18 protein-coding genes are annotated in these 25,763 nt (G+C 73.2%); 10 read left to right on the forward strand and 8 right to left on the reverse strand.

What is annotated here, in order from left to right; translation table 11 throughout:
- Nucleotides 1-177 precede the first annotated feature (177 nt).
- Together IH44_RS41075 and IH44_RS0115990 are read left to right on the forward strand one after the other, a co-directional pair.
- Nucleotides 178-2,529: a helix-turn-helix domain-containing protein gene (locus tag IH44_RS41075; protein WP_030460224.1), complete on the forward strand. Its 2,352-nt coding sequence runs from the start codon at nucleotides 178-180 to the stop codon at nucleotides 2,527-2,529.
- Between the two features lie 61 nt (nucleotides 2,530-2,590).
- On the forward strand, nucleotides 2,591-3,133 hold the full coding sequence (locus tag IH44_RS0115990) for a helix-turn-helix transcriptional regulator (protein WP_030460225.1): 543 nt from the start codon (nucleotides 2,591-2,593) through the stop codon (nucleotides 3,131-3,133).
- Between the two features lie 180 nt (nucleotides 3,134-3,313).
- On the opposite strand, the gene IH44_RS0115995 is transcribed toward IH44_RS0115990, so the two are convergent.
- From IH44_RS0115995 to IH44_RS0116020, 6 genes are all read right to left on the reverse strand, one after another.
- Nucleotides 3,314-4,009 (reverse strand): VC0807 family protein, encoded by a 696-nt coding sequence (locus tag IH44_RS0115995; RefSeq protein WP_051816953.1) that lies wholly within the window; start codon nucleotides 4,007-4,009, stop codon nucleotides 3,314-3,316.
- A gap of 388 nt (nucleotides 4,010-4,397) precedes the next feature.
- The gene (locus tag IH44_RS0116000; RefSeq protein ID WP_030460227.1) at nucleotides 4,398-5,912 is read right to left on the reverse strand and encodes a glycoside hydrolase family 43 protein; all 1,515 of its coding nucleotides are present in this window, start codon (nucleotides 5,910-5,912) and stop codon (nucleotides 4,398-4,400) included.
- Between the two features lie 35 nt (nucleotides 5,913-5,947).
- Nucleotides 5,948-7,447 (reverse strand): alpha-N-arabinofuranosidase, encoded by a 1,500-nt coding sequence (locus tag IH44_RS0116005; RefSeq protein ID WP_030460228.1) that lies wholly within the window; start codon nucleotides 7,445-7,447, stop codon nucleotides 5,948-5,950.
- Nucleotides 7,448-7,487: 40 nt separating this feature from the next.
- Nucleotides 7,488-8,330: a carbohydrate ABC transporter permease gene (locus IH44_RS0116010; protein ID WP_030460229.1), complete on the reverse strand. Its 843-nt coding sequence runs from the start codon at nucleotides 8,328-8,330 to the stop codon at nucleotides 7,488-7,490.
- Nucleotides 8,330-9,355, reverse strand: coding sequence for a carbohydrate ABC transporter permease (locus IH44_RS0116015; RefSeq protein WP_030460230.1), 1,026 nt, complete (start codon nucleotides 9,353-9,355; stop codon nucleotides 8,330-8,332). Before IH44_RS0116015 ends, IH44_RS0116010 begins: the two co-directional genes overlap by 1 nt.
- A gap of 11 nt (nucleotides 9,356-9,366) precedes the next feature.
- Complete coding sequence (locus tag IH44_RS0116020; protein ID WP_030460231.1) at nucleotides 9,367-10,662, reverse strand: ABC transporter substrate-binding protein; 1,296 nt, start codon at nucleotides 10,660-10,662, stop codon at nucleotides 9,367-9,369.
- A gap of 359 nt (nucleotides 10,663-11,021) precedes the next feature.
- On the opposite strand from IH44_RS0116020, the gene IH44_RS0116025 reads away from it, so the two are divergent.
- From IH44_RS0116025 to IH44_RS0116045, 5 genes are all read left to right on the forward strand, one after another.
- Nucleotides 11,022-14,138, forward strand: a complete 3,117-nt coding sequence (locus IH44_RS0116025) for a family 43 glycosylhydrolase (protein WP_051816954.1) — start codon at nucleotides 11,022-11,024, stop codon at nucleotides 14,136-14,138.
- Nucleotides 14,139-14,540: 402 nt separating this feature from the next.
- On the forward strand, nucleotides 14,541-15,641 hold the full coding sequence (locus IH44_RS0116030; protein WP_030460233.1) for a sugar ABC transporter substrate-binding protein: 1,101 nt from the start codon (nucleotides 14,541-14,543) through the stop codon (nucleotides 15,639-15,641).
- A gap of 116 nt (nucleotides 15,642-15,757) precedes the next feature.
- Nucleotides 15,758-16,537 (forward strand): ATP-binding cassette domain-containing protein, encoded by a 780-nt coding sequence (locus IH44_RS0116035; protein ID WP_030460234.1) that lies wholly within the window; start codon nucleotides 15,758-15,760, stop codon nucleotides 16,535-16,537.
- Complete coding sequence (locus IH44_RS0116040) at nucleotides 16,534-17,796, forward strand: sugar ABC transporter permease (RefSeq protein WP_030460235.1); 1,263 nt, start codon at nucleotides 16,534-16,536, stop codon at nucleotides 17,794-17,796. The genes IH44_RS0116035 and IH44_RS0116040 overlap by 4 nt, the downstream gene beginning before the upstream one ends.
- A 12-nt stretch (nucleotides 17,797-17,808) precedes the next feature.
- Nucleotides 17,809-19,020, forward strand: coding sequence for an ROK family transcriptional regulator (locus IH44_RS0116045; RefSeq protein WP_030460236.1), 1,212 nt, complete (start codon nucleotides 17,809-17,811; stop codon nucleotides 19,018-19,020).
- 153 nt (nucleotides 19,021-19,173) lie between these two features.
- On the opposite strand, the gene IH44_RS0116050 is transcribed toward IH44_RS0116045, so the two are convergent.
- Nucleotides 19,174-20,463 carry a glycoside hydrolase family 6 protein gene (locus IH44_RS0116050; protein WP_030460237.1) on the reverse strand — a complete coding sequence of 430 codons (1,290 nt, stop codon included), beginning with the start codon at nucleotides 20,461-20,463 and terminating at the stop codon, nucleotides 19,174-19,176.
- 148 nt (nucleotides 20,464-20,611) lie between these two features.
- Entirely contained in the window at nucleotides 20,612-21,583 is a 972-nt protein-coding gene (locus IH44_RS0116055) for a glycoside hydrolase family 6 protein (RefSeq protein WP_030460238.1), read from the reverse strand.
- 305 nt (nucleotides 21,584-21,888) lie between these two features.
- On the opposite strand from IH44_RS0116055, the gene IH44_RS0116060 reads away from it, so the two are divergent.
- The 3 genes from IH44_RS0116060 (at nucleotide 21,889) to IH44_RS0116070 (ending at nucleotide 25,762) form a co-directional block, all read left to right on the forward strand.
- Nucleotides 21,889-22,920, forward strand: coding sequence for a LacI family DNA-binding transcriptional regulator (locus IH44_RS0116060; protein ID WP_081966914.1), 1,032 nt, complete (start codon nucleotides 21,889-21,891; stop codon nucleotides 22,918-22,920).
- A 291-nt stretch (nucleotides 22,921-23,211) separates the two neighbouring features.
- Nucleotides 23,212-24,681 carry a GH1 family beta-glucosidase gene (locus tag IH44_RS0116065; RefSeq protein ID WP_030460240.1) on the forward strand — a complete coding sequence of 490 codons (1,470 nt, stop codon included), beginning with the start codon at nucleotides 23,212-23,214 and terminating at the stop codon, nucleotides 24,679-24,681.
- Nucleotides 24,682-24,772: 91 nt separating this feature from the next.
- Complete coding sequence (locus tag IH44_RS0116070) at nucleotides 24,773-25,762, forward strand: ABC transporter permease (protein WP_030460241.1); 990 nt, start codon at nucleotides 24,773-24,775, stop codon at nucleotides 25,760-25,762.
- Nucleotide 25,763 lies beyond the last annotated feature (1 nt).

Consider the following 25,763-nt stretch of genomic DNA (forward strand, 5'->3'; position numbering starts at 1 on the left):
GCTTGTGGGCGGGCTTGCTTGTGCCGCTGGTCGGGGCGTGTCTATGTTGGGCGGGAGTTCGACGTTCGGCAGGATGCAAGAAGAGGTGCAGCGGCGCGATGTGTGGCCCCCGCCCGGCAGTGCGGTACGGGAGCGGAGTCGGTTCGACCGGCGCTCCGCGGGCGAAGGAGGCGTGAGGTGACCGGCACTCCGGACGCCATCGGCGCCCTGCTCGGATCCGGCCCCCGGCGGGTCGTCCCGCTGCCCGAACCGGCCGAACGCGAACGCCTGCGGGTGGCGTACGGGCTGGGGAAGGCCGAGACCGCGCAGGCCCTCGGCATCAGCGCGAGCACGCTCACCGCCTGGGAGCAGGGCCGCCGCGACCCGCAGGGCGAGGGCCGGGCCGCCTACGCGCGCCTGCTGGAGGGGATCGCCGCGCAGTTGGTGGCGGAGGAAGAAGAGTCGGAGGAAGAGGGAGAGCGGGCGGGAGAGGCGGAGGAGCCGGGGGGCGGTGCGGTTGCCGAGGGGGGCGTGCCGCAGGCGGTGATGCTGGATCAGCATCCGGACGGTTCGCTGGTGATGGCCGCGGCCGCGCCGTGCGTGCAGTGCGGCCAGCCGTCGGTGTACCGGGCGCAGGGACGGCCCATGCACCTCGGTGGTTTCTGCCGTCCGCCGGCGCCGGCGCCGGGGGCCCTGCCCGAGCCGCTAGCTGTGCCCCGCACGGCCGTAGCCGCGCCCGTGGCGGCTCCGGAGCCGGAGCCCGAGCCCGAGCCGGAGCCGAAGTCGGTGCCCGTGCGGGCGAGGGCGCGGGGTGCCGAGGTGCGGGGCGGGAAGGGGCGGCGGGCCGTGGAGGCGGAGGACTGGGAGCAGGCGGCCGCCGCGCGGTTCCCGGCCGGGCCGCTGGCCGTGGTCGACGTGGCGGTGGACGGGCGCGGGCTGGTCGCGTACGGGGCGGACGGTGCAGAGGCGCCCGGGGAGCGGCCGGCCGGGCGCGGGGTGGCCGAGCTGCTGGAGTGGGCGCTGCGGGCCCGGCTCGGCTCGGCCCGGTTGCACCGGTACGGCAAGGACGGCGACCCGCTGCTGGTGCTGACCGACGCCGCGGCCACCGAGCTCGGCCTGCCGCCCGCCGGACGCGACGAGAAGACCCAGTACGTCGCCCGGATCGGCCGCCTGCCCGACACCCACAAGCAGGTCAAGGCGCTGGCCAAGGACGGCTGGCAGCTCACCCGGCGCGGGCTCGGCCCCTGGGCCCGGATCTACCGCGAACCCGAGGCCGGCCGCCGGCAGTGCGTGCAGCTGTGCGTGCTGCCGTGGGGCGCGCTGGACGGCGCCGGCTGGAAGCTCCCGGACGGCCTCGCCGCGCCCGAACTCGCCCGCCTGCTCGGCACGTACGCCCGCCGGGTGCACACCCCGCGCGGCTCCACCGCCGTCTCCGGGCTGGAACTCGTCACCGCGCTGCGCCCGCCGACCCGCCCGGTGCGCACCGGCAGCGGCTGGACGTCCGGGCCGGTGGAGGGCTCCCGGCACCGGGTGTTCGACGCCGCGCCGCCCGAGGTCCCCGACGAGCACCCGCTGGCCGCCGAGCGCGAGGACGACGCCGTCCTGGTCACCGAGGCCTGGGACTGGCACCGCCCGCTCACCGACCGGGAGGCCGCCGCGCCGTTCGCCGTCGGACTCGACGTCAACATGGCCTTCCTCGCGGCCGCCGGGCGGCTCAACGTCCCGCTCTCCGAACCCGTGCACGAGCTGAACCCGGCCTTCGACAAGAAGACGCCCGGCAGTTGGCGCGCCGACCTCAGCGGACTCGCCCTCGACCCGCTGCTGCCCAACCCGTTCACCGCCGACGGCAGCGCGCCCACCGGCCCCGCCTGGTACAGCACCGCCAAACTCGCCTACGCCGTCGAACTCGGCGCGGACGTCCGCCCCAGCGAGGGCTGGCTGCGCCACGAGTCCGGCCCGTACCTCGACCCGTGGCACAAGCGGCTGCGGCAGGCCTACCTGGACACCATGGCCGCGCTCGGCGTCCCGGCCGACCTCGCCGACCGCGACCCGGCGGCGTTCCTGGACGCGATGGCCGCGCTCGGCGACGGCGACCCGGCCGAACTGGCCGTGCTCGGCGCGATCAAGCAGACCGCCAAGGGCACCATCGGCAAGTTCCGCGAGCGCCCCCGCGGCCTCGGCTACCGCCCCGGCCAGCGCTGGTCCGCCCTCGACCGCCCCACCTGGGACCCGCTGGTGCGCGCCCTGGTGATCGACACCGCCACCGTCAACCTGCACCGCAAACTCGCCCGGCTGCACGCCGAGCTCGGCACCCCGCCGCTCGCCGTGCTCTCCGACTGCGCGGTCTTCGCCGCCCCCGGCCCCTCGGCGCTGGACGTGCTGCGCCGCCCCGACGGCGGTGTCAGCACCGCGCTGCGGCTCGGCGTCTCGCCCGGGCACGTCAAGTTCGAGGGCAGCCGACCGATCGCCGAGATCCGCGAACTGCTCGCCGACGGCGCCAACCCGGCCCGCCACATCAAGACCGGCGGACTGGTCTCCGCCGACGAGTGACCCGTCCGGCAGCGGGACGGTTCCAGTACCCACCAGCAGCAGCGAGGAGAAGTGACGCCCCGTGGGGGAGATCGACGAAGGACTCGAACGGGCCGAGCGGACCCGGCCGATCCCGCACACGGTGCCCGCCCGGGTCCGGTACCTGGTCAAGCGGGCCAAGGGTTCCACCCGGGCGGTCGCCGACGAGCTCGGCGTCTCCCAGCGCACCGTGCAGCGCTGGCTCAAGGGCAGCATCAGCCCCAAGCCGGACGCCGCCCGGCGGATCGAGGAGCGGGTCCGGGCCAGCTGGCAGCCGGGGGTGCGCCGCCGGGTCCGCCGCCGGGCCGAGGAGCAGGGCTTCATGCTGCACATCCAGGCCCGCTTCGGCTACACCGCGGCCGGCGGCTCCACCGACGACCCGCGCGAGCGCCTGATCACCCAGCACCTGCCCGGCGACGTCGCCCGCGAGCTGTACGCCGCCCGCGACGCCGGGGCCGGTGAGAGCGAGCAGGAACGGATCCTGGCCGGGGCGCTCCAGGAGCACTACTTCAAGGACCGCGGCCGCCGCGCCGAGGGCCTCACCGCCGAGATCAACGACCTCGGCTGGCTGGAACTGGAGATCTGACGCCGTCGGGCCCGGAACGGCCGGGGACACCTCCTGGGACTGGGCGTTCCGGTCGGCGGGTGGGCGTCGTGCTCGGCGGGTGGGCGTCGTGCTCGGCGGGTCGGGCGTCGGCAGTCGGGCGTTCGGTGCCGGCGCCTGCGGCGAGTTGCCCGATGCGGCTGAAGCACCGCAGGCAGGCGCTCAACCCTGCGGTGAGCGCGTGGTCGTGCCGGCGGTCAGCCGCCAGAGGCCGGCCACCTCGTAGTAGACGCCGTTGACCAGTTGCAGCAGCACCAGCGTGACCGGCCAGAGCAGCGCGCCGAGACCGGGGACCGCGTCCACCGGCAGGGTGTAGGCCATCACGACCCGCACGACGGCGTCGAGCAGCATCGCCACGCCCCAGATCGCAGTCGAGACCCGCCAGATCCGCCGGAAGGCCGGCTCGCGTTCCCACAGCACGTCCCAGGACGTGCCGTCGGATCGGAACCGTCCCTCCAGCAGGGGGCGGCCGCCGTGGAAGAGCAGCGGGCGTTCGGCCCTGATCGAGATCAGGAACCAGAGCCCGGCCACGCCGGTCAGCCAACCGTCCTTGGCCAGCAGAAACCGGGGGCTGCCGCCGACCAGCGCGGCTGCGACGCCGAGCAGCATGGTCCCGGCGACGAATCCCGCCATGCCCTCCAGGCTGCGGGTGCGCAGCCACTGCACCGCTGTGGTGAGCGCCGGGAGGAAGGCACCGGCCAGCAGCGCGACGAAGACGCTGACGCCGGCGGCGCGCAGACCGTAGTACAACGCGATCGGTACCGCGATGTCCCGGACGACACCGAGCAGCAGACCTCGCCCGCTCGGCCGCGGCGGCGTCTCGGAGGTCGTCACCGCCGGCACGTCGTGCCTGGTCATGGCGTTCTCCCGTGGTGAGGGGGGCCGGGCCGGTGAGCTCCCGGACACGGCCGCCCGCGCCCGGGGCGAGGCGGCCGCGCCATCCGTGCGACTGCGGCGTCGGTCGCCGGCTCCAGGGTGATTCCGCGCTGGACGGCAGCTGAACCGGCGACCGCACCCTTGCCGTTCGAGGATGCGCGGGCGGTGCGGCCGGGTGACCGAGCCGACCGCAGCAGGACCTTGTCCCGCCAACGCTCAACCCGCCGACCGAAGTGCTCCGTCGCACCGGCACGCGCTCCCGGCCCGGTGGCCGGCCGGAGTACCGGTTCGGGGTCGCGGGCCGAGGCGGGGGCGTGCGGCGCGGGCGTGCGGCGCCGGCCGTGGCCGGGGTGGCGGGCGGTCCGGCGGGCTACGGGGTCGGGAGGTAATCGAACCAGTCGAAGGCGACGGTGCCCTCGGTGGCGTACATGCCGATGACGCGTCCGGTGAAGCCGGCGGCGACCTCGGTGGAGAGGTAGCGGCCGTCCAGTTCGGCGAGCGGCCGGGCGCCGGGGGCGTCGGGGTCGCCGAGCCAGCAGGCGACGGTGTCGGGGCCGAAGGGCTCGGTGCCGGCGAGTTCGGGGGACGGGGGCACCAGGTCGGTGGTGCGGACGGTCACGGTCAGGGTGAGCGGGCCGGGCGGTACCGGGCGGCGGGCCAGGGTCTGCCGCAGCGGGCCGATCCGGGCGACGACGCGGACCTCGCCCGCGCCGGCCTCCAGGTCGTAGTGGTGGGCCTCGTCCAGGCGCACGCTCAGGCCGCCCCGGCCGGTGCCGGGGTCGATCCGGGCGGAGGCGCGGCAGTCGTGGTGCTGCTGGCGGCGGCCGACGAAGGTGTGGCCGGGGCGGTCGAGGGTGGGGCCGGTGGCGGTGAGGGAGAGCCGGCCGGGGGGATCGGTCAGCGACCAGGAGCCGTCGGGGCGGGCGTGCGGGGAGATCCAGTGCGGGGCGAGCACGGGGGAGTCGAAGTCGTCGCGGACGGGCGGGTCGGGGAAGGGGTGCCAGGCGCCGGGGGCGGGGTGCCGCTCGGCCAGCGGCGCGACGACGGGCCAGCCGTCCTCGTCCCAGGTCACGGGGGTGAGGAAGGTCTCCCGGCCGAGCACGTGGTAGTTGGGGGAGAAGCCGCGCGGGCGGGTGCCGAGCAGGACCATCCACCAGCTGCCGTCGGGCGCGGTGACCAGGTCGCCGTGGCCGGTGCTCTGGACCGGCCGGTCGGTGCCGCTCGCGGAGAGCACGGGGTTGGCGGGGGCGCCCTCCCAGGGGCCGCGCGGGGAGCGGGCGCGGGCGATCGAGACGGCGTGGCCGCGTTCGGTGCCGCCCTCGGCGATCAGCAGGTACCACCAGTCGCCGATCCGGTACAGGTGCGGGGCCTCGGGCCACTTGAGGCCGGTGCCCGACCAGGTGGGGAAGGGCCCCTCCAGCACCTCGCCGGTGTCCGGGTCGATCCGGGAGAGGTGGATGCCGGGGGCGGTGGAGGCGGCCCAGCAGGTGCCGTCCTCCTCCCAGGCCAGGTCCGGGTCGATGCCGGGGAGGTCGATCCAGACCGGGTCCGACCAGGGGCCCTCGGGGCGCTCGGCGGTCACGACGAAGTTGCCGCCGGTGGTGACGTTGGTGCAGATCACCCGGAACCGGCCGTCGTGGTGACGGATCGTCGGCGCGTACAGGCCGCGCGAGGCGGTGCTGCCGGGCAGCGGCAGCGGCAGCTGCCCGGGGCGGTCGAGCACGTTGCCGAGCTGGCGCCAGTGCACCAGGTCCCGGCTGTGGAAGAGCGGCAGCCCGGGGACGTACTCGAAGCTGGAGCACACCAGGTAGTAGTCGTCGCCGACCCGGCAGACGCTCGGGTCGGGGTGGAACCCGGGGATCACGGGGTTGTCGTACGTCCGCACGGGGCGGGTCCTTTCGGTGGGCTGCCGGTCGTCGCTCAGTGGAGGGCGATCGCCGTCCACGACACCGGGGGCAGCTCGACGGTGAGCACACCGTCGGCGAGGGTGGCGCTGGTGTTCGCGGCCGGGACGACCCGGAGCGGGTCGGCGAGGGTGTTCTTGGCGTACGGGTCGGCGTCGGCGAGGGTGAGCGCCTCGGCCACCCGCGACACGGGGAGGTCGCGGACGTCGACGGTGATCCGGGCCGGCTCGGACAGGTCGCGGTTGACCAGGAAGACCGCGGCCCGGCCGTCGTCGACGGTGGCGACGGCGTCGACCAGGGACGCCTCGCCGTGCCGGGCCGTCAGGTAGGTCGGCGCGTCGATCACCGGGCGGAGCACCTCGCCGGAGGCGAGCCGGCTGGTGATCGAGAACGGGTGGAAGGTGGTCTGCCGCCAGGCGGGGCCGCCGGGTTCGGTCATGATCGGCGCGATCACGTTGACCAGCTGGGCCAGCGAGGCCGAGGTGACCCGGTCGCTGCGCTTGAGCAGCGTCATCAGCAGGTTGCCGACGACCACGGCGTCCGCCACCGTGTAGACGTCCTCCAACTGCCGCGGGGCGTACCGCCACTCGTCGTTGACCTCGTCGGACGCCTTGTGCTCCTCCAGGTACCAGACGTTCCACTCGTCGAAGGAGATGTTCATCCGCTTCTTCGACTGCCGCTTGTGCCCGACGTGGTCGGCGGTGGCGAGCACGGTGTCGATGAAGAACTCCATGTCGACCGAGGAAGCCAGGAAGGAGCCGAGGTCGCCGTCGTGCACCTGGTAGTAGGCGTGGCAGGAGACGTAGTCGACGTAGTCGTAGCTGTGCTCCAGGACGGTGCGCTCCCAGTCGCCGAAGGTCGGCATGCCGGAGCCGGAGGAGCCGCAGACGACGAGTTCGAGGTCCTTGTCGGCGGCCTTCATCGCGGCGGCGGTGCGGGCGGCGATCTTGCCGTAGTCGTCGGCGGTCATGAAGCCGGTCTGCCAGGGGCCGTCCATCTCGTTGCCCAGGCACCACATCCGCACGTCGTGCGGCTCCGGGGTGCCGTTGGCGATGCGCCGGTCGGAGAGCGCGGTGCCGGACGGGTGGTTGGCGTACTCCAGCAGGTCCAGGGCGGGCAGGATGCCGCGGGTGGCGACGTTGACCGCCAGCATCAGTTCGGAGCCGGTGAGCTTGAGCCACTTGGCGAACTCGTCCAGGCCGACCTGGTTCGACTCCAGCGAGTGCCAGGACAGGTCGCGCCGCACCGGGCGCTGCTCGCGCGGACCGACCGAGTCCTCCCAGCGGAAACCCGAGACGAAGTTCCCGCCGGGGTAGCGGACGGTCGTGGACCCGAGCTCCCGCACCAGCTCGACGACGTCCATCCGGAAGCCGTCCTCGTTCGCGGTCGGGTGGTCCGGCTCGTAGATGCCGGTGTACACGCAGCGGCCGAGGTGCTCGACGAACGAGCCGAAGGTGCGGCGCCGGACGGGGCCGACGACGGCCTTCCGGTCGAGTGCGATGTGGGCGCGGGGCACAGCGGGTCCTTTCAGCGGGTCGGTGCGGTGCGGGGCGGGTTCAGCCCTTCACGGCACCGGTGAGGCCGCCGACGATCTTCTTCTCGAAGGCGGCGAAGAAGGCCATCGCGGGCAGCATGGCGAGCGAGGTGAAGGCGAGCACCTTCGCGGTGTCCACGGAGTACTGCGAGGAGAACGCCTGGACGCCCAGCGGCAGGGTGAAGTTCGCCTGCGAGTTGAGCACGTACAGCGGCAGCACGTAGTTGTTCCAGCTGCCGATGAACCCGAGGATGCCGACCGTCACCACGCCGGGGCGCGACAGCGGGACGACCATCCGGAAGAAGAACCCGAGCCGGCCGGTGCCGTCGATCGCGGCGGCCTCCTCGATCTCCTTCGGGATGGCGCGCAGGAACGGCACCAGGATGATCACGGTCGTCGGCAGGCCGAAGGCGATCTGCGGGACGATCACGCCCAGCAGGTTGTCGACCAGGCCGAGGTCCTTGACCACGATGTACAGCGGGGTGATCGCGATGACCATCGGGAACATCAGGCCGGCCGCGAACAGCGAGTACATCGCGCCCTTGAGCTTGAAGTCGTAGCGGGCGAGCACGAAGCTCACCATCAGGCCGAGCACCACCGTGCCGGCGGTGCTGGCGAGCGCCACCACGAGGGAGTTGGCGAACTCGCCCCAGAACGTCACCGACTTCAGGACGTTCAGGTAGTTGCTCACCACCCAGGGCCCGGGCAGGCCGGCCGGGCTCGTGCTGATCTGCGCGTTGGTGCGGAACCCGCCGAGCACGATGTACAGCACGGGGGCGACGCAGACCCCGATGAACAGCAGGGCGACGAAGTAGGTGAAGGGGTTGCCCCACTTCTGCGGCCGGTCGGCCGTCCGCGCGCTCATCAGGAGGCTCCTTCGGTGATGGCGCCCTGCAGGTCGCGGCGGAGCAGGAAGCGCTGGTAGAGCAGGGCGACGACGAGCGAGATCAGGAACATCACGACCGCGATCGCGCTCCCGTAGCCGTAGTTGCCCGCGTTGCGGCCCTGGCCGACCATGTAGATCGCCATGGTCGAGGTGCCCGCGGTGCCCGCCACGTACGGGCCCCAGATGATGTAGACCAGGTCGAACAGCTGCAGCGAGCCGATGATCGACAGGAACGCCCAGATCCGGATGGTCGGCCCCAGCAGCGGCAGCGTGATGCGGCGCTGGATCTGCCAGTACGAGGCGCCGTCGATCTGGGCGGCCTCGGAGAGCTCCTCGGGGATCGACTGCAGGCCGGCGAGCATCAGGATCACCGCGAAGCCGATGTACTTCCACGAGATGATGCCCAGCAGCGTCCAGATGGCCAGCTTCGGGTCGGACAGCCAGTCGGCCTGCAGGAAGCCCAGACCGAGGTGCCGCAGCAGGTCGTTGAGGGCGCCGCTGCTCTGGAGCATCAGGCTCCAGCCGGTGCCGACGATGACCTCGGAGACCACGTACGGCACGAAGATCAGGATCCGGATGGCCGAGCGGCCGCGGATCTTCTGGTTGAGCAGGAGCGCGAGGCCGATCGCCAGCGGGCCCTGGACGGCCAGCGAGAGCACCAGGATCACGCCGGTGTGCCACAGCACCTGCTGGAACGCCGGGTCGGTGAGGATCAGCTTGTAGTTGTTCAGGCCGACCCAGTCGGTGGGCGGACCGTAGCCGTGCCAGCGGTAGAAGCCGTAGAACGCGGCGAGTGCCACCGGGAAGATCACGAACGCCAGGAAGACGAGGATCGCCGGTCCGGACAGGACCGCGATCTCGAACCGCAGCTTGGCACGGCCGCGCCGGCGGCGGGTGGCCGCCGGCGGCGGAGCCGGGCGCGCGGACGTGGCCGCGCTCCCGGCTCCGGGCGTGCCCTGCGACTGGTGGCCGTCGGCCGGCTCAGTGCCCAGGGTGTTGCTCATGGTGTGCGCACTCAGCCCTTCGCGGCGGCGGCGTTGGTGTCCTTGGCGATGTCCGCGCCGCCGCCCTTGCCGGCGAACAGGTTCACCACGGCGGTGTTCATCGCGTTGCCGACGTTCTGGCCGTACTCGGTGTCGAGGAACAGCATCGAGTACGGGGCCTTGTTGAACGCCTGCAGCGCCGAGACGTTGTAGGACTCGGTGATGGCCGCCTGGGCCTCCTGGTTCACCGGGATGGCGACGAACGCCTTGGCGTACTCCTTCTGCTGGTCGGTGGTGACCAGGAAGCGCAGGAAGTCCAGGGCCTCCTTCGGCGCCTTCTTGGACAGCGAGAACCCGTCGAGGCCGCCCATGATGGCGGCCGGGTCGCCCTGGCCGCCCGGCACGGAGGGGAAGGGGAACCAGCCCAGGTCGGGGAGCGGCTTCTGGTCGGGGGTCAGGCTGGCGATCACGCCCGGGTTCCAGTTGCCCATCAGCTCCATGCCCGCCTTGTGATTGGCGATCAGGCCCGCGGACGAGCCGGCGCCCTGCTGCGAGGAGGTGGTCAGGAAGCCCTGCTGGAACGGGTCGGTCTTGAGCAGCGACGCCAGGTCCTCGCCCGCCTTGGTCCAGCACGGGTCGTCGAACTTCAGCGACTGGGCGGCCTTCTTCATGGTGTCCTGGCTGCACTCGCGCAGGGCGAAGTTGTAGTACCAGTGCCCGGCCGGCCAGGCGTCCTTGGCGCCGACCGCGATCGGCGCGACGCCGATCGCCTTCAACTTCGCGACGGCGTCCTGCAGTTCGGGCATCGTGGTGGGCGGCGCGGTGATGCCGGCCTGCTGGAACAGGTCCTTGCTGTAGTAGACGCCCTCGGGCTGGGTGTCGACCGGCATCGCGTAGACCTTGCCGTCGACCGTGTAGCCGGCGATGCCCGTCGCGCCCGCGTTCTTCCGGTCGGTGTCGGTGAGCTCCAGCGGCTGGAGCTGGCCGGCCTGGACCATGGCCTGCATCTTGCCGCCGCCGCGCTGCAGGAAGATGTCCGGCGCGGAGCCGGAGTTGAGCGCGGTCTGCAGCTTCCCGTCCAGGTCCTCGTTCTGGACCGTCTGGATGTTGATCTTGACGTTCGGGTGCAGGGCCTCGTACGCCGCCCCGGCCGCCTTCCAGTACTCGGCGCCCTGGCCGGGCTGGGCGTTCTCCCAGAGGGTCAGCGTCACCTTGCCGTCGGACGAGCCGCCGCTCCCGCCGCCGTCGCTGCCGGCGCAGCCGGTGGCGGCGAGCGTGATGCCCAGGGCGATCGCGGCGGCCGCCGTGCGGCGGGTCTTTCTCGTCATCGTGGGGACTTCCTGTTCTGTCGTCGTCGCCGGGGGAGCCCGGGTGGGAGTACGCGAAGTGAAGGCACGTCAGGTGGGATCACCGCGGCTCCTGCGGCCCGGTCGCGGGTGGGTGGACCGGTGTGACCGGGCGTGAAGCGGTCGGCAGGGGCGGCTCGAATGCTGGAGAGTATGTGCTCGCCACGGAGTGGGCGTCAATAACTTGTTTCCGAAAAGCGTCCGAAACTTGCGGCAGATTACGGGCGGATAACACCGAAACATTTCGAAGTTCGTGGCCCGGAGGGCTCGCGCAGGAGGCTTGACAGGCTTTGTTAGCGCTAACAATATGGTGCGCCAAACCCCTCCACCCAAGGATGCCCATGGACAGACGCTGGTTCGGAGCCACCCGCCGCAGAGCCGCGGCGATCGCCACGGCCGCCGCCCTGCTGGCCCCCGCCCTGGCCGCCGGCCTGCTCGCCGGGGCGGCCCCCGCCGGGGCGGCCGCCCCGGAGCTCGTCGCCAACGGCGGCTTCGAGAACGGCCTCGCCAACTGGTCGGCCAACCACGGCAACCCCACCGACGGTGCGGCGCTGTCGCTCACCTCCGACGCCTACGCCGGATCCGCCGCCGTGCTCGTCACCGGCCGGAAGACCACCGGCTCCGGCCCGATGCAGGACGTCTCGGGCAAGGTGAGGGCCGGTCACAGCTACACCGTCACCGCGCGGGTCAAGTACGACGACCCCGCCGCCCCGGCGACCAAGCAGTTCTTCGCCACCATGCACTACGGCGGCGCCACCTACACCAACCTCGGCACGGTGACGGTGCCCCGCGGCCAGTGGGGGCTGGTCCGGGGCACGTTCACCGTCCCGGCCGGACAGGACGTCAGCACCGCGCAGCTCTTCCTGGAGACCCCCTGGGTCCAGGACCCGGCGAGCGCCCCGGCCGCCAACCTGATGGACTTCGCGGCCGACGACGTCTCGCTGACCGAGGCGGACTCCTCGGCGGCCCACCCGCCCGGCCACGCCGCACCCGCCAAGACCGTCGGCAACGCCAACCCCCTGATGGACTACCAGTACGGCGCCGACCCGTGGGCGATGGTCTACGACGGGCGCGTGTACGAGTACCTGACCTCGGACGGCTCGTCGTACGACGCGAACGGCGACGTCGTGCAGTCCTACGAGTACGACGCCGCGGGCAACGTCAAGGACAACGGCTACGGGCAGATCAAGACGCTCACCGTCATCTCCTCCGCCGACCTGGTCAACTGGACCAACGAGGGCCAGGTCAAGGTGGCGGGCGCGCCCGGCGCCGCGAAGTGGGCCGCCAACTCCTGGGCCCCGGCGGCCGCGCACAAGACGGTCGGCGGCAAGGAGAAGTTCTTCCTGTACTTCGCCAACAGCGGCGGCGGCATCGGCGTGCTGACCGCCGACTCGCCCACCGGCCCGTGGACCGACCCGATCGGCAAGGCGCTGGTGAGCCCCGCGACGCCCGGCACCGCGGGCGTGGTGTGGATGTTCGACCCGGCGGTCCTGGTCGACGACGACGGCTCGGCCTACCTCTACTTCGGCGGCGGCGTGCCCACCGACGGCACCGACCACCCGCGCAGCACCCGGGTGATCAGGCTCGGCGACGACATGGTCAGCACCGTCGGCACGGCGGCGACCATCGACGCGCCCGCGGTGTTCGAGGACTCCGGGATCAACAAGATCAACGGCAAGTACTACTACAGCTACTGCACCAACTTCAGCCACTCCAGCACCATCGACGGCCACGCCATCGGCTACGGAAACATCGCCTACATGGTGTCCGACAGCCCGACGGGCCCCTTCACCTACCAGGGCGAGATCCTCGGCAACCCCGGCTCCTTCTTCGGCGCGGGCGGCAACAACCACCACGCGATGTTCGAGTTCAAGGGCCGGACCTACATCACCTACCACACCCAGACCGTGCAGTCGGCGCTGGTCGCCGGCGGCTCCCTGGACAAGCCCCACGGCTACCGCTCCACCCACATCGACCAGGTGACGGTCAACGCCGACGGCTCCATCGCGCCGATCACCGGCACCTACCGGGGCCCGTCCCGGCAGGGCACGCTCGACGCGCACCGGCGGATCGAGGCCGAGACGATCGCCTGGGACTCCGGCATCCAGGACGCCTACGACCCCGCGTCCGGCATCCGGGTGCTGCCGATCGGCGCCGGGAGCAGCGGTGAGCAGAAGCTCACCAACGTCAACGACGGCGAGTGGACCGCGCTGGCCGGCGTCGACTTCGGCCCGGACGGCGCGACCGGCCTGGCCGCCGACGTGCTGCCGAAGGCCGGCGGCCGGATCCGGGTCCGCCTCGACCACCCGGACGCCACCGGCGCCCAGGTCGGCACGCTGACCGTCCCCGCCGCCTCCGCGGGCGCCTGGAGCGAGGTCCGCACCGACCTGACCACCCGGGTCACCGGCGTGCACGACGTCTTCTTCGTCGCCGAGGGCACCGGCACCGGCGAGCTGTTCGACGTCGACGACTGGCGGTTCGGCTTCGACCGCACCGCCCCCGTTGTCACGGCCCGCACCACCCCCGCGGCGCCCGACGGGTCGGACGGCTGGTTCACCGGGCCGGTGGCCGTCGACCTGTCGGCCACCGACGACTCCGGGGTCGCGGGCGTCGAGTACCGCCTCGGCGAAGGGAGTTGGCAGCCCTACCGGGCCCCGCTCGCCCTGCCGGAGGGCACCACCGAGCTCGGCTACCGGGCGACCGACACCGCGGGCAACACCAGCGAGGAGGCCCGCCTCACCGTCAAGCGGGACGCCACCGCCCCCACCGTCGCCGCCGAGCTGCCCGAACCCACCCTGGGCCACCTGTACGAGGGCTCCGCGGCCCTCACCCTGACGGGCGAGGACGCGGCCTCCGGCATCGGCTCGTTGGAGTACGCCCTGGACGGCGGCGGCTGGCAGCCGTACACCGGCACCGTCACCGTCGACGCCCCGGGCCGGCACGCCGTCGCCTACCGGGCCACCGACCGGGCCGGCAACCGCAGCGCCACCGGCACCGCGACCGTGGACGTGGTGCCGAAGTGCACCCGCACCGTCACCGGGCACAGCCGCAGCGCCCTGGTCGTCTCCGCCGGGACGACCTGCGTGAAGGGCGCGGAGGTCGGCACCGTCACGGTGGTCGACGACGCGGCCGTCCTGGTCGTGGTCGACAGCGCGGTCCGCGGGCCGCTGAACGTCCACCGGGGGAACACCGTGGTGGCGGAGAACAGCACCTTCGCCGGGAACGCGACGCTCTCCGGCACCACCGGCCGGATCAGCCTGACCGGCAACACCTTCGCCGGGCCGGTGAGCCTGACCGGCAACACCGGCAGCGCGCCGCTGCTCTCCGGCAACGGCGTCGACGGCGTCCTGAGCTGCACCGGCAACGACCCCGCGCCCGTCGACGGCGGGGCGGTGAACCACACGGCCCGGGCCGCGGCCGGCCAGTGCGCCGGGCTGGCGGTGACCGACCGCCGGTAGTCCGTCCGACCCCCGAGCGCCCGTAGTCCGTCCGACCCCTGAGCGCCCGTTCCCGACCGCCTGCGGCCGGGGGCGGGCGGTCTCGGCGTGCGCCCGGCCGGCCGGCCCCGGGGAGGGGCGTCCGTCGGCGGCGCCGTGGGCCATTTCCCCTGCCCGGCAGGCGAGTTGGCTTTCTGCCGGAGGCCGGGCCGCCGGAGGCCGGGCCGCCGGTGTCCGGTGATGTGATCGTTATCCGTCGGCGTCGGTACGAGGGCTTGGCGGGCCCTTCGGCAGGTCGTATGTTGTCGCAGGCAACAAACCGCGCCGGGGCTGCTTCCCCGCCCCGCGCCCGCGTCCCCTCCCACCCGTCCGCAGTCACGCACGTCCGGCACCGGCCGGACACGCCCCGAAAGGACCCTGCCCATGCGCAAGGGGCTCCTGTTCGCCACCGCCGCCCTGGCGGCGACCCTGCTCACCACGGCCACCGCCTGCTCGTCCTCGTCCTCGGGCTCCGACTCCGGCTCGGCGGGCGGCAAGAAGCCGAAGATCGGCGTGATCCTGCCGGACAGCAAGTCGTCCGTCCGCTGGGAGACCGCCGACCGCACCTACCTCTCGGCCGCCTTCAAGGCCGCCGGGGTGGACTACGACATCCAGAACGCCGAGGGCGACAAGCAGGCCTTCCAGACCATCGCCGACCAGATGATCACCAGCGGCGTGAACGTGCTGGTCATCGTCAACCTGGACAGCGGCACCGGCAAGGCCGTCCTCGACAAGGCCAAGGCCCAGGGCGTGGCCACCATCGACTACGACCGGCTCACCCTCGGCGGCTCCGCCCAGTACTACGTCAGCTTCGACAACACCCAGGTCGGCAAGCTGCAGGGCGAGGGCCTGGCCAAGTGCCTGGGCGACACGGGCGCCAAGAACCCGGTCGTCGCCGAGCTCAACGGCTCCCCGACCGACAACAACGCCACCCTGTTCGCCAACGGCTACAACGGCGTGCTCGACCCGAAGTACGCCTCCGGCGAGTACACCAAGGGCCCCAACCAGTCGGTGCCGGACTGGGACAACGCCCAGGCGCAGACCATCTTCGAGCAGATGTACACCAGCCAGCCGAACATCAGCGGCGTGCTCGCCGCCAACGACGGCCTGGCCAACTCCGCCATCGCCGTGCTGCGCAAGAACCACCGCAACGGACAGGTCCCGATCACCGGCCAGGACGCCACCGTCCAGGGCCTGCAGAACATCCTGGCGGGCGACCAGTGCATGACCGTCTACAAGGCGGTCAAGAAGGAGGCCGACGCGGCCGCCGCCCTCGCGGTCGACCTGGCCGGCGGCAAGAAGAGCAACCCCGGCGCGACCGTCCACGACCCGACCGGCAACCGGGACGTCCCGGCCGTGCTGCTCGCCCCCCAGGCGATCTTCAAGGACAACGTCCAGGACGTCGTCACCGACGGCTACGTCACCAAGGCGGAGCTGTGCACCGGCGAGTACGCGGAGCCGTGCACGAAGGCCGGCATCAAGTAGCCCCCCGCGCCCGGCCGTTGCGCCCGCGCCCGGCCGCCGCCCGCGGGCCCCGTGCCGCCCGGGGCACGGGGCCCGCCCCGCTGCACCCCCGCTGACGCCCACCAGGAGCCCCACCCATGACAGACACACCGGTCCTCGAACTGCGCGGGATCGACAAGAGCTTCGGCCCCGTCCAGGTCCTGCACGACGTCGCGCTCAGCGCCCGCGCGGGAGAGGTCACCGCCCTCGTCGGCGACAACGGCGCCGGCAAGTCGACGCTGGTCAAGTGCATCGGCGGCATCCACCCCGTCGACGCGGGCGACTACCTCTTCGAAGGCCGACCGGTCCAGGTGCACAGCCCCCGCGACGCCGCCGCGCTCGGCGTGGAGATCGTCTACCAGGACCTCGCGCTGTGCGACAACCTCGACATCGTCCAGAACATGTTCCTCGGACGGGAGAAGCGCCGCGGCCTGGTGCTCGACGACGCGACCATGGAGGAGATGGCCGCCGCCACGCTCAAGAGCCTGTCGGTGCGCACCGTCAAGTCCCTGCGCCAGAAGGTCTCCAGCCTCTCCGGCGGCCAGCGCCAGACCGTCGCCATCGCCAAGGCCGTGCTGTGGAACAGCAAGCTGGTGGTCCTCGACGAGCCCACCGCCGCCCTCGGCGTCGCCCAGACCGCCCAGGTCCTCGAACTCGTCCGCCGCCTGGCCGACAACGGCCTGGCCGTGGTGCTCATCTCGCACAACATGAACGACGTCTTCGCGGTCTCCGACCGGATCGCCGCGCTCTACCTCGGCCGCATGGCCGCCCAGGTCAAGGCCACCGACGTGACGCACGCCCAGGTCGTCGAACTGATCACCTCGGGCCGCAGCGGCGACCTCGGCCCGCAGCACACCCCCAAGGGAGCCGCCGCATGACCGCCCTCGCCCCCGAGAAGCCCGGGGACCCCGGGGACCCCGTGAAGCCCGCTGCCGCCGGGAGCCTGGCGGACCTCGGCCGCGGCTACCTCGACCGGATCCGCGCGGGCGAACTCGGCTCGCTGCCCGCCGTCGCCGGCCTGGTCGTGCTGTGCGTCTTCTTCGCGCTGCTGCGCCCGGTCTTCCTGTCCAACCTGAACTTCGCCAACCTGCTCACCCAGAGCGCCGGCAGCATCGCCATCGCCATGGGCCTGGTCTTCGTCCTGCTGCTCGGCGAGATCGACCTGTCCGCCGGGTACGCCAGCGGCGTCTGCGCCGCCGTCCTGGCCATCCTGCTGACCAACCACGGCTGGCCCTGGTACGCCGCGGTGGCCGCGGCCCTGCTGACCGGCGCGGCCATCGGGCTGCTGCTCGGCGCCCTCGTCGCCAAGGTCGGCATCCCGTCCTTCGTGGTGACGCTGGCCGCGTTCCTCGGCTTCCAGGGCATCGTGCTGATCCTGCTGAAGGAGGGCACCAACGTCTCGATCAAGGACCCGACCGTCCTGGCGATCGCCAACGACAACCTCAGCCCCCTGCTCGGCTGGCTGCTGCTGGCCGCCTGCGCCACCGGCTACGCGGTGCTCCAGGTGCGCCGCAGCCGCGACCGGCGCGGCCGCGGCCTGGCCGGGACGCCGACGGCGCTGCTCGCCGTCCGGATCGGCGCCGTCCTCGTGCTCGGCGCCACCGCCGTGGCCCTGCTCAACCAGGAGCGCAGCCGCAACGTCCTGGTCAACTCGCTCAAGGGCGTCCCGCTGGTGGTGCCGGTGATCGGCGCGCTGCTGCTGCTGGGCACCTTCACCCTCCAGCGCACCAACTTCGGCCTGCACGTCTACGCCGTCGGCGGCAGCCCCGAGGCCGCCCGCCGGGCCGGCATCAACGTCGCCTTCATCCGGATCGCCGCCTTCGTCATCTGCTCCTGCCTGGCCGCCGTCGGCGGCGTCATCGCCGCCTCCCGGGGCAACTCCGTGGACCCCAACACCGGTGGCAGCAACGTCCTGCTGCTCGCCGTCGGCAGCGCCGTCATCGGCGGCACCAGCCTGTTCGGCGGCCGCGGCCGGGTGGTCGACGCGGTGCTCGGCGGCCTGGTCGTCGCGGTGATCCAGAACGGCATGGGACTGATGGGGTACAGCTCGGGCGTCAAGTACGCTGTCACGGGATCGGTACTGCTGGTGGCCGCCGGCGTGGACGCCATGTCCCGCCGCCGCACCGCCCGACGATGAGGGTCACCCGCGATGAGAGCCGGTCCTTCCCAGGAAGAGGTCCGCCAGCACAACCTGGGCGCGCTGCTGCGCCACGTCCACTACGAGGGGCCGACCTCGCGGGCCGTCCTGGCGGCCGGGCTCGGCCTCAACCGCAGCACCATCCTGGGCCTGGTCGGCGACCTGGCGGCCGCGGGCCTGGTCCGCGAGGAACTGCCGCAGGAGACCGGCCGGGCCGGCCGGCCCTCACTGGTCGTCAGCCCGGAACCCGCCCGCGCGCACGTCCTCGCGCTGGACGTCGGCGTGGAGCGGCTGTCCGCCGCGCTGGTCGGACTCGGCGGCGTCTTCCTGGACCGCCGCGAGCACCCGTGGCCCGACGGGCCGCCGCAGGACCCCGCCGAGGTGGCCGCCCTGCTCGCCGGACCCGCCCGCGAGATGCTGGCCCGCACGCCCGGGGGCAGCACCTGCGTCGGCGTGGCCGCGGCGGTCCGCGGCCTCGTCCGCCACCCCGACGGCCTGGTCGGCCTCACCCCCAACATGGGCTGGAAGGGCGTCGACCTCGCCGGGGCGCTCACCGACCGGCTCCGCCCGGGCGTGCCGGTCCTGGTCGCCAACGAGGCCAACCTCGGCGCGCTCGCCGAGCACCGCCGCGGCATCGGCCGCGGCAGCCGCAACCTGGTCTACCTGCACGGCGAGATCGGCATCGGCGCCGGGGTGATCACCGCCGGCGAACTGCTGCGCGGAGAGCGCGGGTACGCCGGCGAGATCGGCCACATGACCGTCAACCCGTTCCAGGGGCGGCCGTGCGGCTGCGGGGCCCGCGGCTGCCTGGAGGCCGAGGCCGGCGAGCGGGCCCTGCTGGAGGCCGCCGGCCGGGACGGCCGCAGCACCGGCAGCGAGGCCGTGCGCGCCGTCGTCACCGCCGCCGACCTCGGGGACGTCGCCGCGCGCGCCGCCCTGCACCGGGTCGGCGACTGGCTCGGCATCGGCATCGCCAACCTGGCCAACCTCTTCGACCCGGACATGGTCGTCCTCGGCGGCACCCTCCGGGACGTCTTCCTCGGCTCCGCCGCCCAGGTGCGCAGCCGGATCAACACCAACGCGCTGGCCGCCGTCCGGGAGCAACTGCGCCTGCGGGTCAGCGAACTGGGCGACGACACCGTGCTGATCGGCGCCGCCGAACTGGCCTTCTCCGAGGTGCTCGCCCGGCCGCTGGAGACGCTCGCCCGGCTCGCCGACCGGTAGGTGCCGCGGCCCGCGGAAAGGGCACGGCCGGCCGCCGTCCCTCCGGGCGGGGAGGGACGGCGACCGGCCGTGCCGGCTGGGTGCCGGTCAGTGCCGGGCGGTGTTGAAGGCCGGTGCCGGTCAGTGCCGGGCGGTGTTGAAGGCCGGTGCCGGTCAGTGCCGGGCGGTGTTGAAGGCCAGCGCCGGAGCAGCGTTCTTCACCAGGGACGCGGCCTGCTCGGGCCACCAGGCGCCGGCGGCCGGGTCGACGACGCCGTACTCCGGGTCGACGGTGCCGCCCGGGACGCCGCGGTTGCACTGGCCGTCGGACTGGCCCACGGTCTTGATCCACAGGAAGGCGTCGGCGAGCGGCACGCCGGTGTTCGCGGTCGGACGGTCGCCGATCCCGCTGCCGGGCGCGTTGCACCAGGTCTGCGGGTCGCCGCTGTACTTGCCGGCCGGGGGCTTCCAGTCGCCGCGGCCGTTGCGGCTGGTGTCGACCACGAAGTGGGCGAGCTCGCCGGCGGACGGGCTGCCGACGTTCTGCTGGAACCACTGGTCGGTCCAGTGCCAGGTGGACGGGTCCTCGACGTCGACCGCGTTGCCCGGCTGCCCGTCGTTCGGCGCCGCGGGGGAGTAGTACTGGCTCGCGCACCAGTCGGCGTGGCCCCGGGCCCAGTCCGGGCCCTTGGTGGCGAACCACACGCACTGCGAGACCCAGGTGCCGTAGCGGGTGGCGCGGTCGGTGGCGAAGTAGTTGGAGACGTTCAGCGAGAAGCCCTGGGCGCGCCCGACGCCCGCGTCGACCAGGCGCTGCGCCGCGTTGCCGACGCTCTGCCAGTGGCTGTTGCCCGCGTCCAGGTAGACCACGCTGTTCGGCTGCCGCTCCAGCGCGTCGACCGCGTGGTTGAGGTCGGCGAGCCGGCCCGCGGTCTGCTCGCCGGTCGGGTCCGCGCCGGGGGCGCAGTCGGCCGGGAGGTTGGCCAGCCCGTCGGGCTCCAGCACGACCACGGCCTTGCTGTTGCCCAGCCCCCGGGCGAAGGCGTCGATCCAGGCCCGGTACTCGGCGTCCGACTGCGCGCCGCCGGCGGAGTACTGGGAGCAGTCCCGCAGCGGGATGTCGTACGCCACCAGCACGGGCACCGCCTTGGCGCGCCCGGCGCGGCGCACCAGGTCCCGGACCTGGGACTCGACCTCGGCCGGGGTGCCGCCGGTGAACCACGCGGCCTCGGGCCAACTGGCCAGCTTCGCCATGTCCCTGGCGCCGGACAGGTCGTGGTGCTTCAGGTCGGTGAGCGCCTGGCGGGTCGCGTCGCTGTCGGGGTCGACGTAGAACACGGTGTTCGGGGCGAGCGTGTGGGAGGCCGGGGCGGCGTGGGGCTCGGCGGCGGCCGGGACGGCGCCGCCGATCAGCAGCGCGAGGGCGCCGGCCGGGAGGGCGGCGCGGTGCAGGGGAATGCGCACGGTGTTCCTTCGGTGGGTGGGTGTCGGTGGTGGCGGGCCCGGGGGAGCGGCTCCCCGGGCCCGCCCGGTGGTGCGGTGGGCGTCCGGGCGGTGGGCGTCCGGGCGGTGGGCGTCCGGCGCGGTGGGTGTCCGGCGCGGTGACGCGGCGTCAGTAGCCGTAGATCATCTTGTAGGCGACCTCCGGCAGGAACTGCCCCGCCGAGGAACCCGCCCCGACGCCGCAGTTGCCGTCGGACTCGCCCGGCTCCTTGATCCACAGCAGCATCTCGGCGCCGCCGCCGGTCCGGGTGGCCGTGCCGGTCCGGCGCCCGGCCGGGTTGCACCACTGGCCGTTGGAGCCGTTGCCGTTGCGGCTGGTGTCGATCACGTACGGCTTGGTGTAGCCGTACGCGCCGAGCGCGCCGTTGACGGCGTTGCCGTAGGCGGTGTTCTCGCCGGTGGTGAAGTAGTTGGAGACGTTCAGCGAGAAGCCGTGGGCCCCGCCGACCCCGGCGGCGGCCAGGTGCTGCGCCATGGTGGGGGCGCTGATCCAGCCGGGGTTGCCGGCGTCGAGGTAGACCCAGGTGTTGGGGGCCTTGGCGTTGAACTGCGCGATGGCGTTCTTCAGCATGGCGTTGCGGTCGGAGACCTGGGCGGGCGTCAGGCAGCTCTGGTCGCCGAGCGCGTCGGGTTCGAGGATCACCACCGCCGGGCGGTTGCCGATGCCGCCGGCGAAGGCGGCGATCCAGGTGTCGTACGCGGCGCGGCTGCCCGCGCCGCCGCCGGACTGGCCGCCGCAGACGTCCCGGTTGGGGATGTTGTAGGCGACCAGGACGGGCAGCTTGCGGTAGGCGGCGGCGCGGCCGACGTAGGCGCCGGTGGCCGTGCCGATGTCGCCGCTCCAGTTGCCGAACCAGCGGGCGGCCGGGGTGTTGGCGATGTTGGCGCGGATCGCGGCGGCGCGGCCGTCGCCGGGGTTGGCGTCGGCCCAGCGCAGCGCGGAGTTGTCCGGGTCCACGTAGAAACCGCTGGTCATGGTGGTGGGGTCGGCCGCGTAGGCCGGACCGGCGTCGGTCAGGGCGAGGCCGGTGGCGAGCAGGCCGGCCAGCAGGGCGGCTGCCGCTCGGGTGGGCTTGCGCACGGTTCTTCCTCCGGGGGTGGGGACGGAGAAATGGAAGCGCTTCCAGTTTCGTGCGAATCGAATCGCGTGATGGGGATGATTGGGCCCAGGGGGTAGCCGTGTCAATACTTTCCGCACCAGGGGCTTCCTGGACCCGCATGGTTCGGCCACTGTCGCTCCACCCCGGTCGGGGTACGCTGGAAGCGCTACCAGTTTCCACGGCCGGGCCGGGGCGGAGGCCGCTCTCCGCGGGCTCCGTGGCCGCCGGATGCCGTGGAATCATGACCCCTGTCCGACGCCCCGCAGCCCGAGGAGCAGCCGTTTCCATGGAGTCGTCACCCAAGCGCATGCCCACTCTCGACGAGGTGGCCCAGCGCGCCGGCGTCTCGCGCACGGCGGCCTCCCGGGTGATCAACAACGCCCCGCACGTCAGCCGGGCCAAGCGGGAGGCGGTCGAACGCGCGGTGCGCGAACTCGGCTTCGTCCCCAACCCGACCGCGCAGGCCCTGGCCACCCGCCGGGTCGGCGCGGTGGTGCTGGCGGTCTCCAGCGACGAACCGGGCCTGTTCGCGGACCCCTTCTTCGCCGAGGTGATCGTCGGGGTGAGCGCCGCGCTGGAGCAGACCGACCTGGAGCTGGTCCTGCTGCTGGCCAACACCCCGCGCGGGCGCGACCGGCTGGAGCGGCTGCTGCGCTCGCGCCGCGCGGACGGCGTGATGCTGATGGCGCTGCGCGGCGACGACCCGCTCGGCCGGCTCGCCGAACAGACCGACCTCCCGGTGGTGTTCGGCGGCCTGCCGCTCACCGGCGAGCCGCGCTGGTACGTGGACGCCGACAACCGGGGCGGCGCCCGACTGGCGGCCGAGCACTTCGTCCGGACCGGGCGCCGACGGCCCGTCATGATCACCGGCCAGCTGGACACCCAGGTCGCCGCCGCCCGCGAGCGGGGCTTCACCGAGGGCCTGACCCTGGCCGGGGTCCCGCTGCTGGGCGTCGAGGCCGGCGACTTCACCGAGGACGGCGGCGCCGCGGCGATGGAGCGGCTGCTCGCGGCCCACCCCGCGCCGGACGCGCTGTTCACCGCCTCCGACGCGATGGCCATCGGCGCGCTGCGCACGCTGCGCACGCACGGGCTGCGGGTGCCCGAGGACGTCGCGGTGATCGGCTTCAACGACCTGGCCAGCGCCCGGCACACCGCCCCGCCGCTGACCACCGTGCACCAGCCGGTGCGGGCGCTGGGGCGCGAGATGGCCCGGATGCTGGTGGACGCCATCGAGGGGAACGACCCCGGCCCGCTGATCCTGCCGACCCGGCTGACCGTGCGCGAGTCCGCCCCGGACGGGCCGGCGGGGGACTGATCCGTCCCGGCGGCGCAGCCCGGCCCCCGCCCGCACGTGCGGGCGGGGGCCGGGCCGTTCGCGCTGTCCGGCGGGCGGCTCCGGTCACAGACTGGAAGCGCTTCCAGTTTCATTCCGGTATCGGCTGTTCAAACCCTTGACACCTCCACCTGACAAGCCAGAAACTTCCGGCACCGCCACTGGAAGCGCTTCCGGCTTCCAGCAGGCTTCTCACCTCTTTCCTGCCCACCCGGCGCACCGTTCAGACGCCGCGGCGGGTATCCGTTTCGAATGTATGGGAGCGCTCCCACAATGACCGAGGTCCAGGACCGCAGGGCCGCCGAGGCCCCTGCCGACGACTTCCTCCGCTTCCCGCCGGACTTCCTCTGGGGCACCGCCACCTCCGCCTACCAGATCGAGGGCGCGGTCGCCGAGGACGGCCGGACCCCGTCCATCTGGGACACCTTCAGCCACACGCCCGGCAAGGTCAACCGCGGTGACACCGGCGACCTGGCGGTCGACCACTACCACCGCTGGCGCGAGGACGTCGCGCTGATGAAGGACCTCGGGCTGAGCGCGTACCGCTTCTCGGTGGCCTGGCCCCGGGTGCAGCCGACCGGCCGCGGCCCGGCCGTCGAGCGCGGGCTCGACTTCTACCGCGCCCTGGTGGACGAACTGCTGGCGGCCGGCATCACCCCGCTGGCCACGCTCTACCACTGGGACCTGCCGCAGCACCTGGAGACTCCGTCGACAGGCGGCTCCGCCGCGGGCGGCGGCTGGACCGTCCGGGAGACCGCGGAGCGCTTCGGCGAGTACGCCTCCCTGGTGGCCGGCGCCCTCGGCGACCGGGTGCGGCACTGGACCACCCTGAACGAGCCCTGGTGCTCGGCCTTCCTCGGCTACGGCTCCGGCGTGCACGCCCCCGGCCGCACCGACCCCGGCGCCGCGCTGCGCGCCGCCCACCACCTCAACCTGGCGCACGGCCGGGGCGTGGCCGCGCTGCGCGCCGCCCTCCCGGGCACCGCCGAACTGTCCGTCTCGCTCAACCTGCACCAGGTGCGGCCGCTCACCGACAGCCCCGAGGACCAGGAGGCGGTGCGCCGGATCGACGCCGTCGGCAACCGGATCTTCCTGAGCCCGGTGCTGCGCGGCCGCTACGACACGGACCTCTACCAGGACACCGCGCACCTGGTCGACTGGGAGCAGCTGGTGCGCCCCGGCGACCTGGCGGCGATCGGCGCGCCGATCGACCAGCTCGGCCTGAACTACTACTCCCCGGCGGTGGTCTCCGGCAGCGGCGCCTCCCGCGACAACTGCCACGGCAGCAGCGAGCACTCGCCGTGGCCCGGTTCGGAGCACGTGGCCTTCCACCAGCCCCCCGGCGAGCTGACTGCGATGAACTGGAGCATCGACCCGACCGGCCTGCGCGACCTGCTCGACCGGATCCACCTGGAGCGCCCCGGCCTGCCCGTGATCATCACCGAGAACGGCATGGCCTGCGAGGACTACGTCACCCCCGAGGGCGAGGTGAACGACCGGGACCGGATCGCCTTCGTCCACCAGCACCTGACCGCGGTGCACCGGGCGATCGAGGCGGGCGTACCGGTGGCGGGCTACTTCCTGTGGTCGCTGCTGGACAACTTCGAGTGGGCGTACGGCTACGCGAAGCGCTTCGGCATGGTGCACGTCGACTTCCCCACCCAGCGGCGCACCCCGAAGGACAGCGCGCACTGGTACGGCCGGGCCTGCCGCACCGGCGCCGTCCCGCGCTCGCTGTCCTGACCGTGCCCCGCCCCGCCCGTCCCGCGGCCGTCCGGCCGCACCGACCACCCACGCGCCAGTGGCGCCCGAGGACCCCGAAGGGAGCATCGGCATGCGGACGCTACTGCGCCGCCTCGGCTTCTACCTGCTGGCCGGCTTCGCCGCGGTGACCCTGAACTTCTTCCTGGCCCGGCTGCTGCCCGGCAGCGCCCTGCAGAACGCGCTCGCCAAGCTGCGCGGCGCCAACCTCGACCCGGACGCGATCCGGGCGCTGGAGGCGCAGTACGGCACCGGCTCCGACCACAGCCTGCTGAGCCAGTACCTGACCTACCTGTCCGGCCTGCTCCACGGGGACCTGGGCCTGTCCACCTCGCAGTCCGCGCCGGTCTCCTCGATCCTGGGCAGCACCCTGCCGTGGACGCTGGGCCTGGTCGGCACGGCGACCGCGCTGGCCTTCGTGGTCGGCACGCTGGCCGGGATCGTCGTCGGCTGGAAGCGCAACGGACTGCTGGACGGCCTGCTGCCCGCCGTGACCTTCTTCCAGTCGGTGCCGTACTTCATCCTGGCCTTCCTGGTGATGATGACGCTCGGCTACTTCGGCGGCTTCTTCCCCTACCAGAACGGCTACGACATCGGCCGGCACGCCCACCTGACGCCGGGTTGGAACGGCCCGTTCGTCACCAGCGTGATCGAGCACGGCACGCTGCCCGCGCTGACCGTGGTGCTGGCCTCGCTGGCCGGCTGGATGATCGGCATGCGCAACATGATGATCACCACGATGGACGAGGACTACGTCCTGGTCGCCGCCGCGAAGGGGCTCCCGCAGTGGCGGGTGGCCGCGGTGGCGGCGCGCAACGCGATCCTGCCGACCATCTCCAACTTCGCCCTGTCGATCAGCCTGGTGGTGACCGGCTCCCTGGTCACCGAGATCGTCTTCACCTACCCCGGCGTCGGCTGGCAGATCTACCAGGCCATCCTCACCGGCGACTACCCGCTGCTCCAGGGGATCCTGCTGGTCGTCGTCCTCACCGTGCTGGCCGTGAACCTGGTCGCGGACCTCGCCTACGTCGCCCTCGACCCCCGTGCCCGCAAGGAGGCCTGAG

Origin of the sequence: Kitasatospora sp. NRRL B-11411 (genome assembly GCF_000721345.1) — a bacterium.
GTDB classification, from domain to species: Bacteria; Actinomycetota; Actinomycetes; order Streptomycetales; family Streptomycetaceae; genus Kitasatospora; species Kitasatospora cineracea.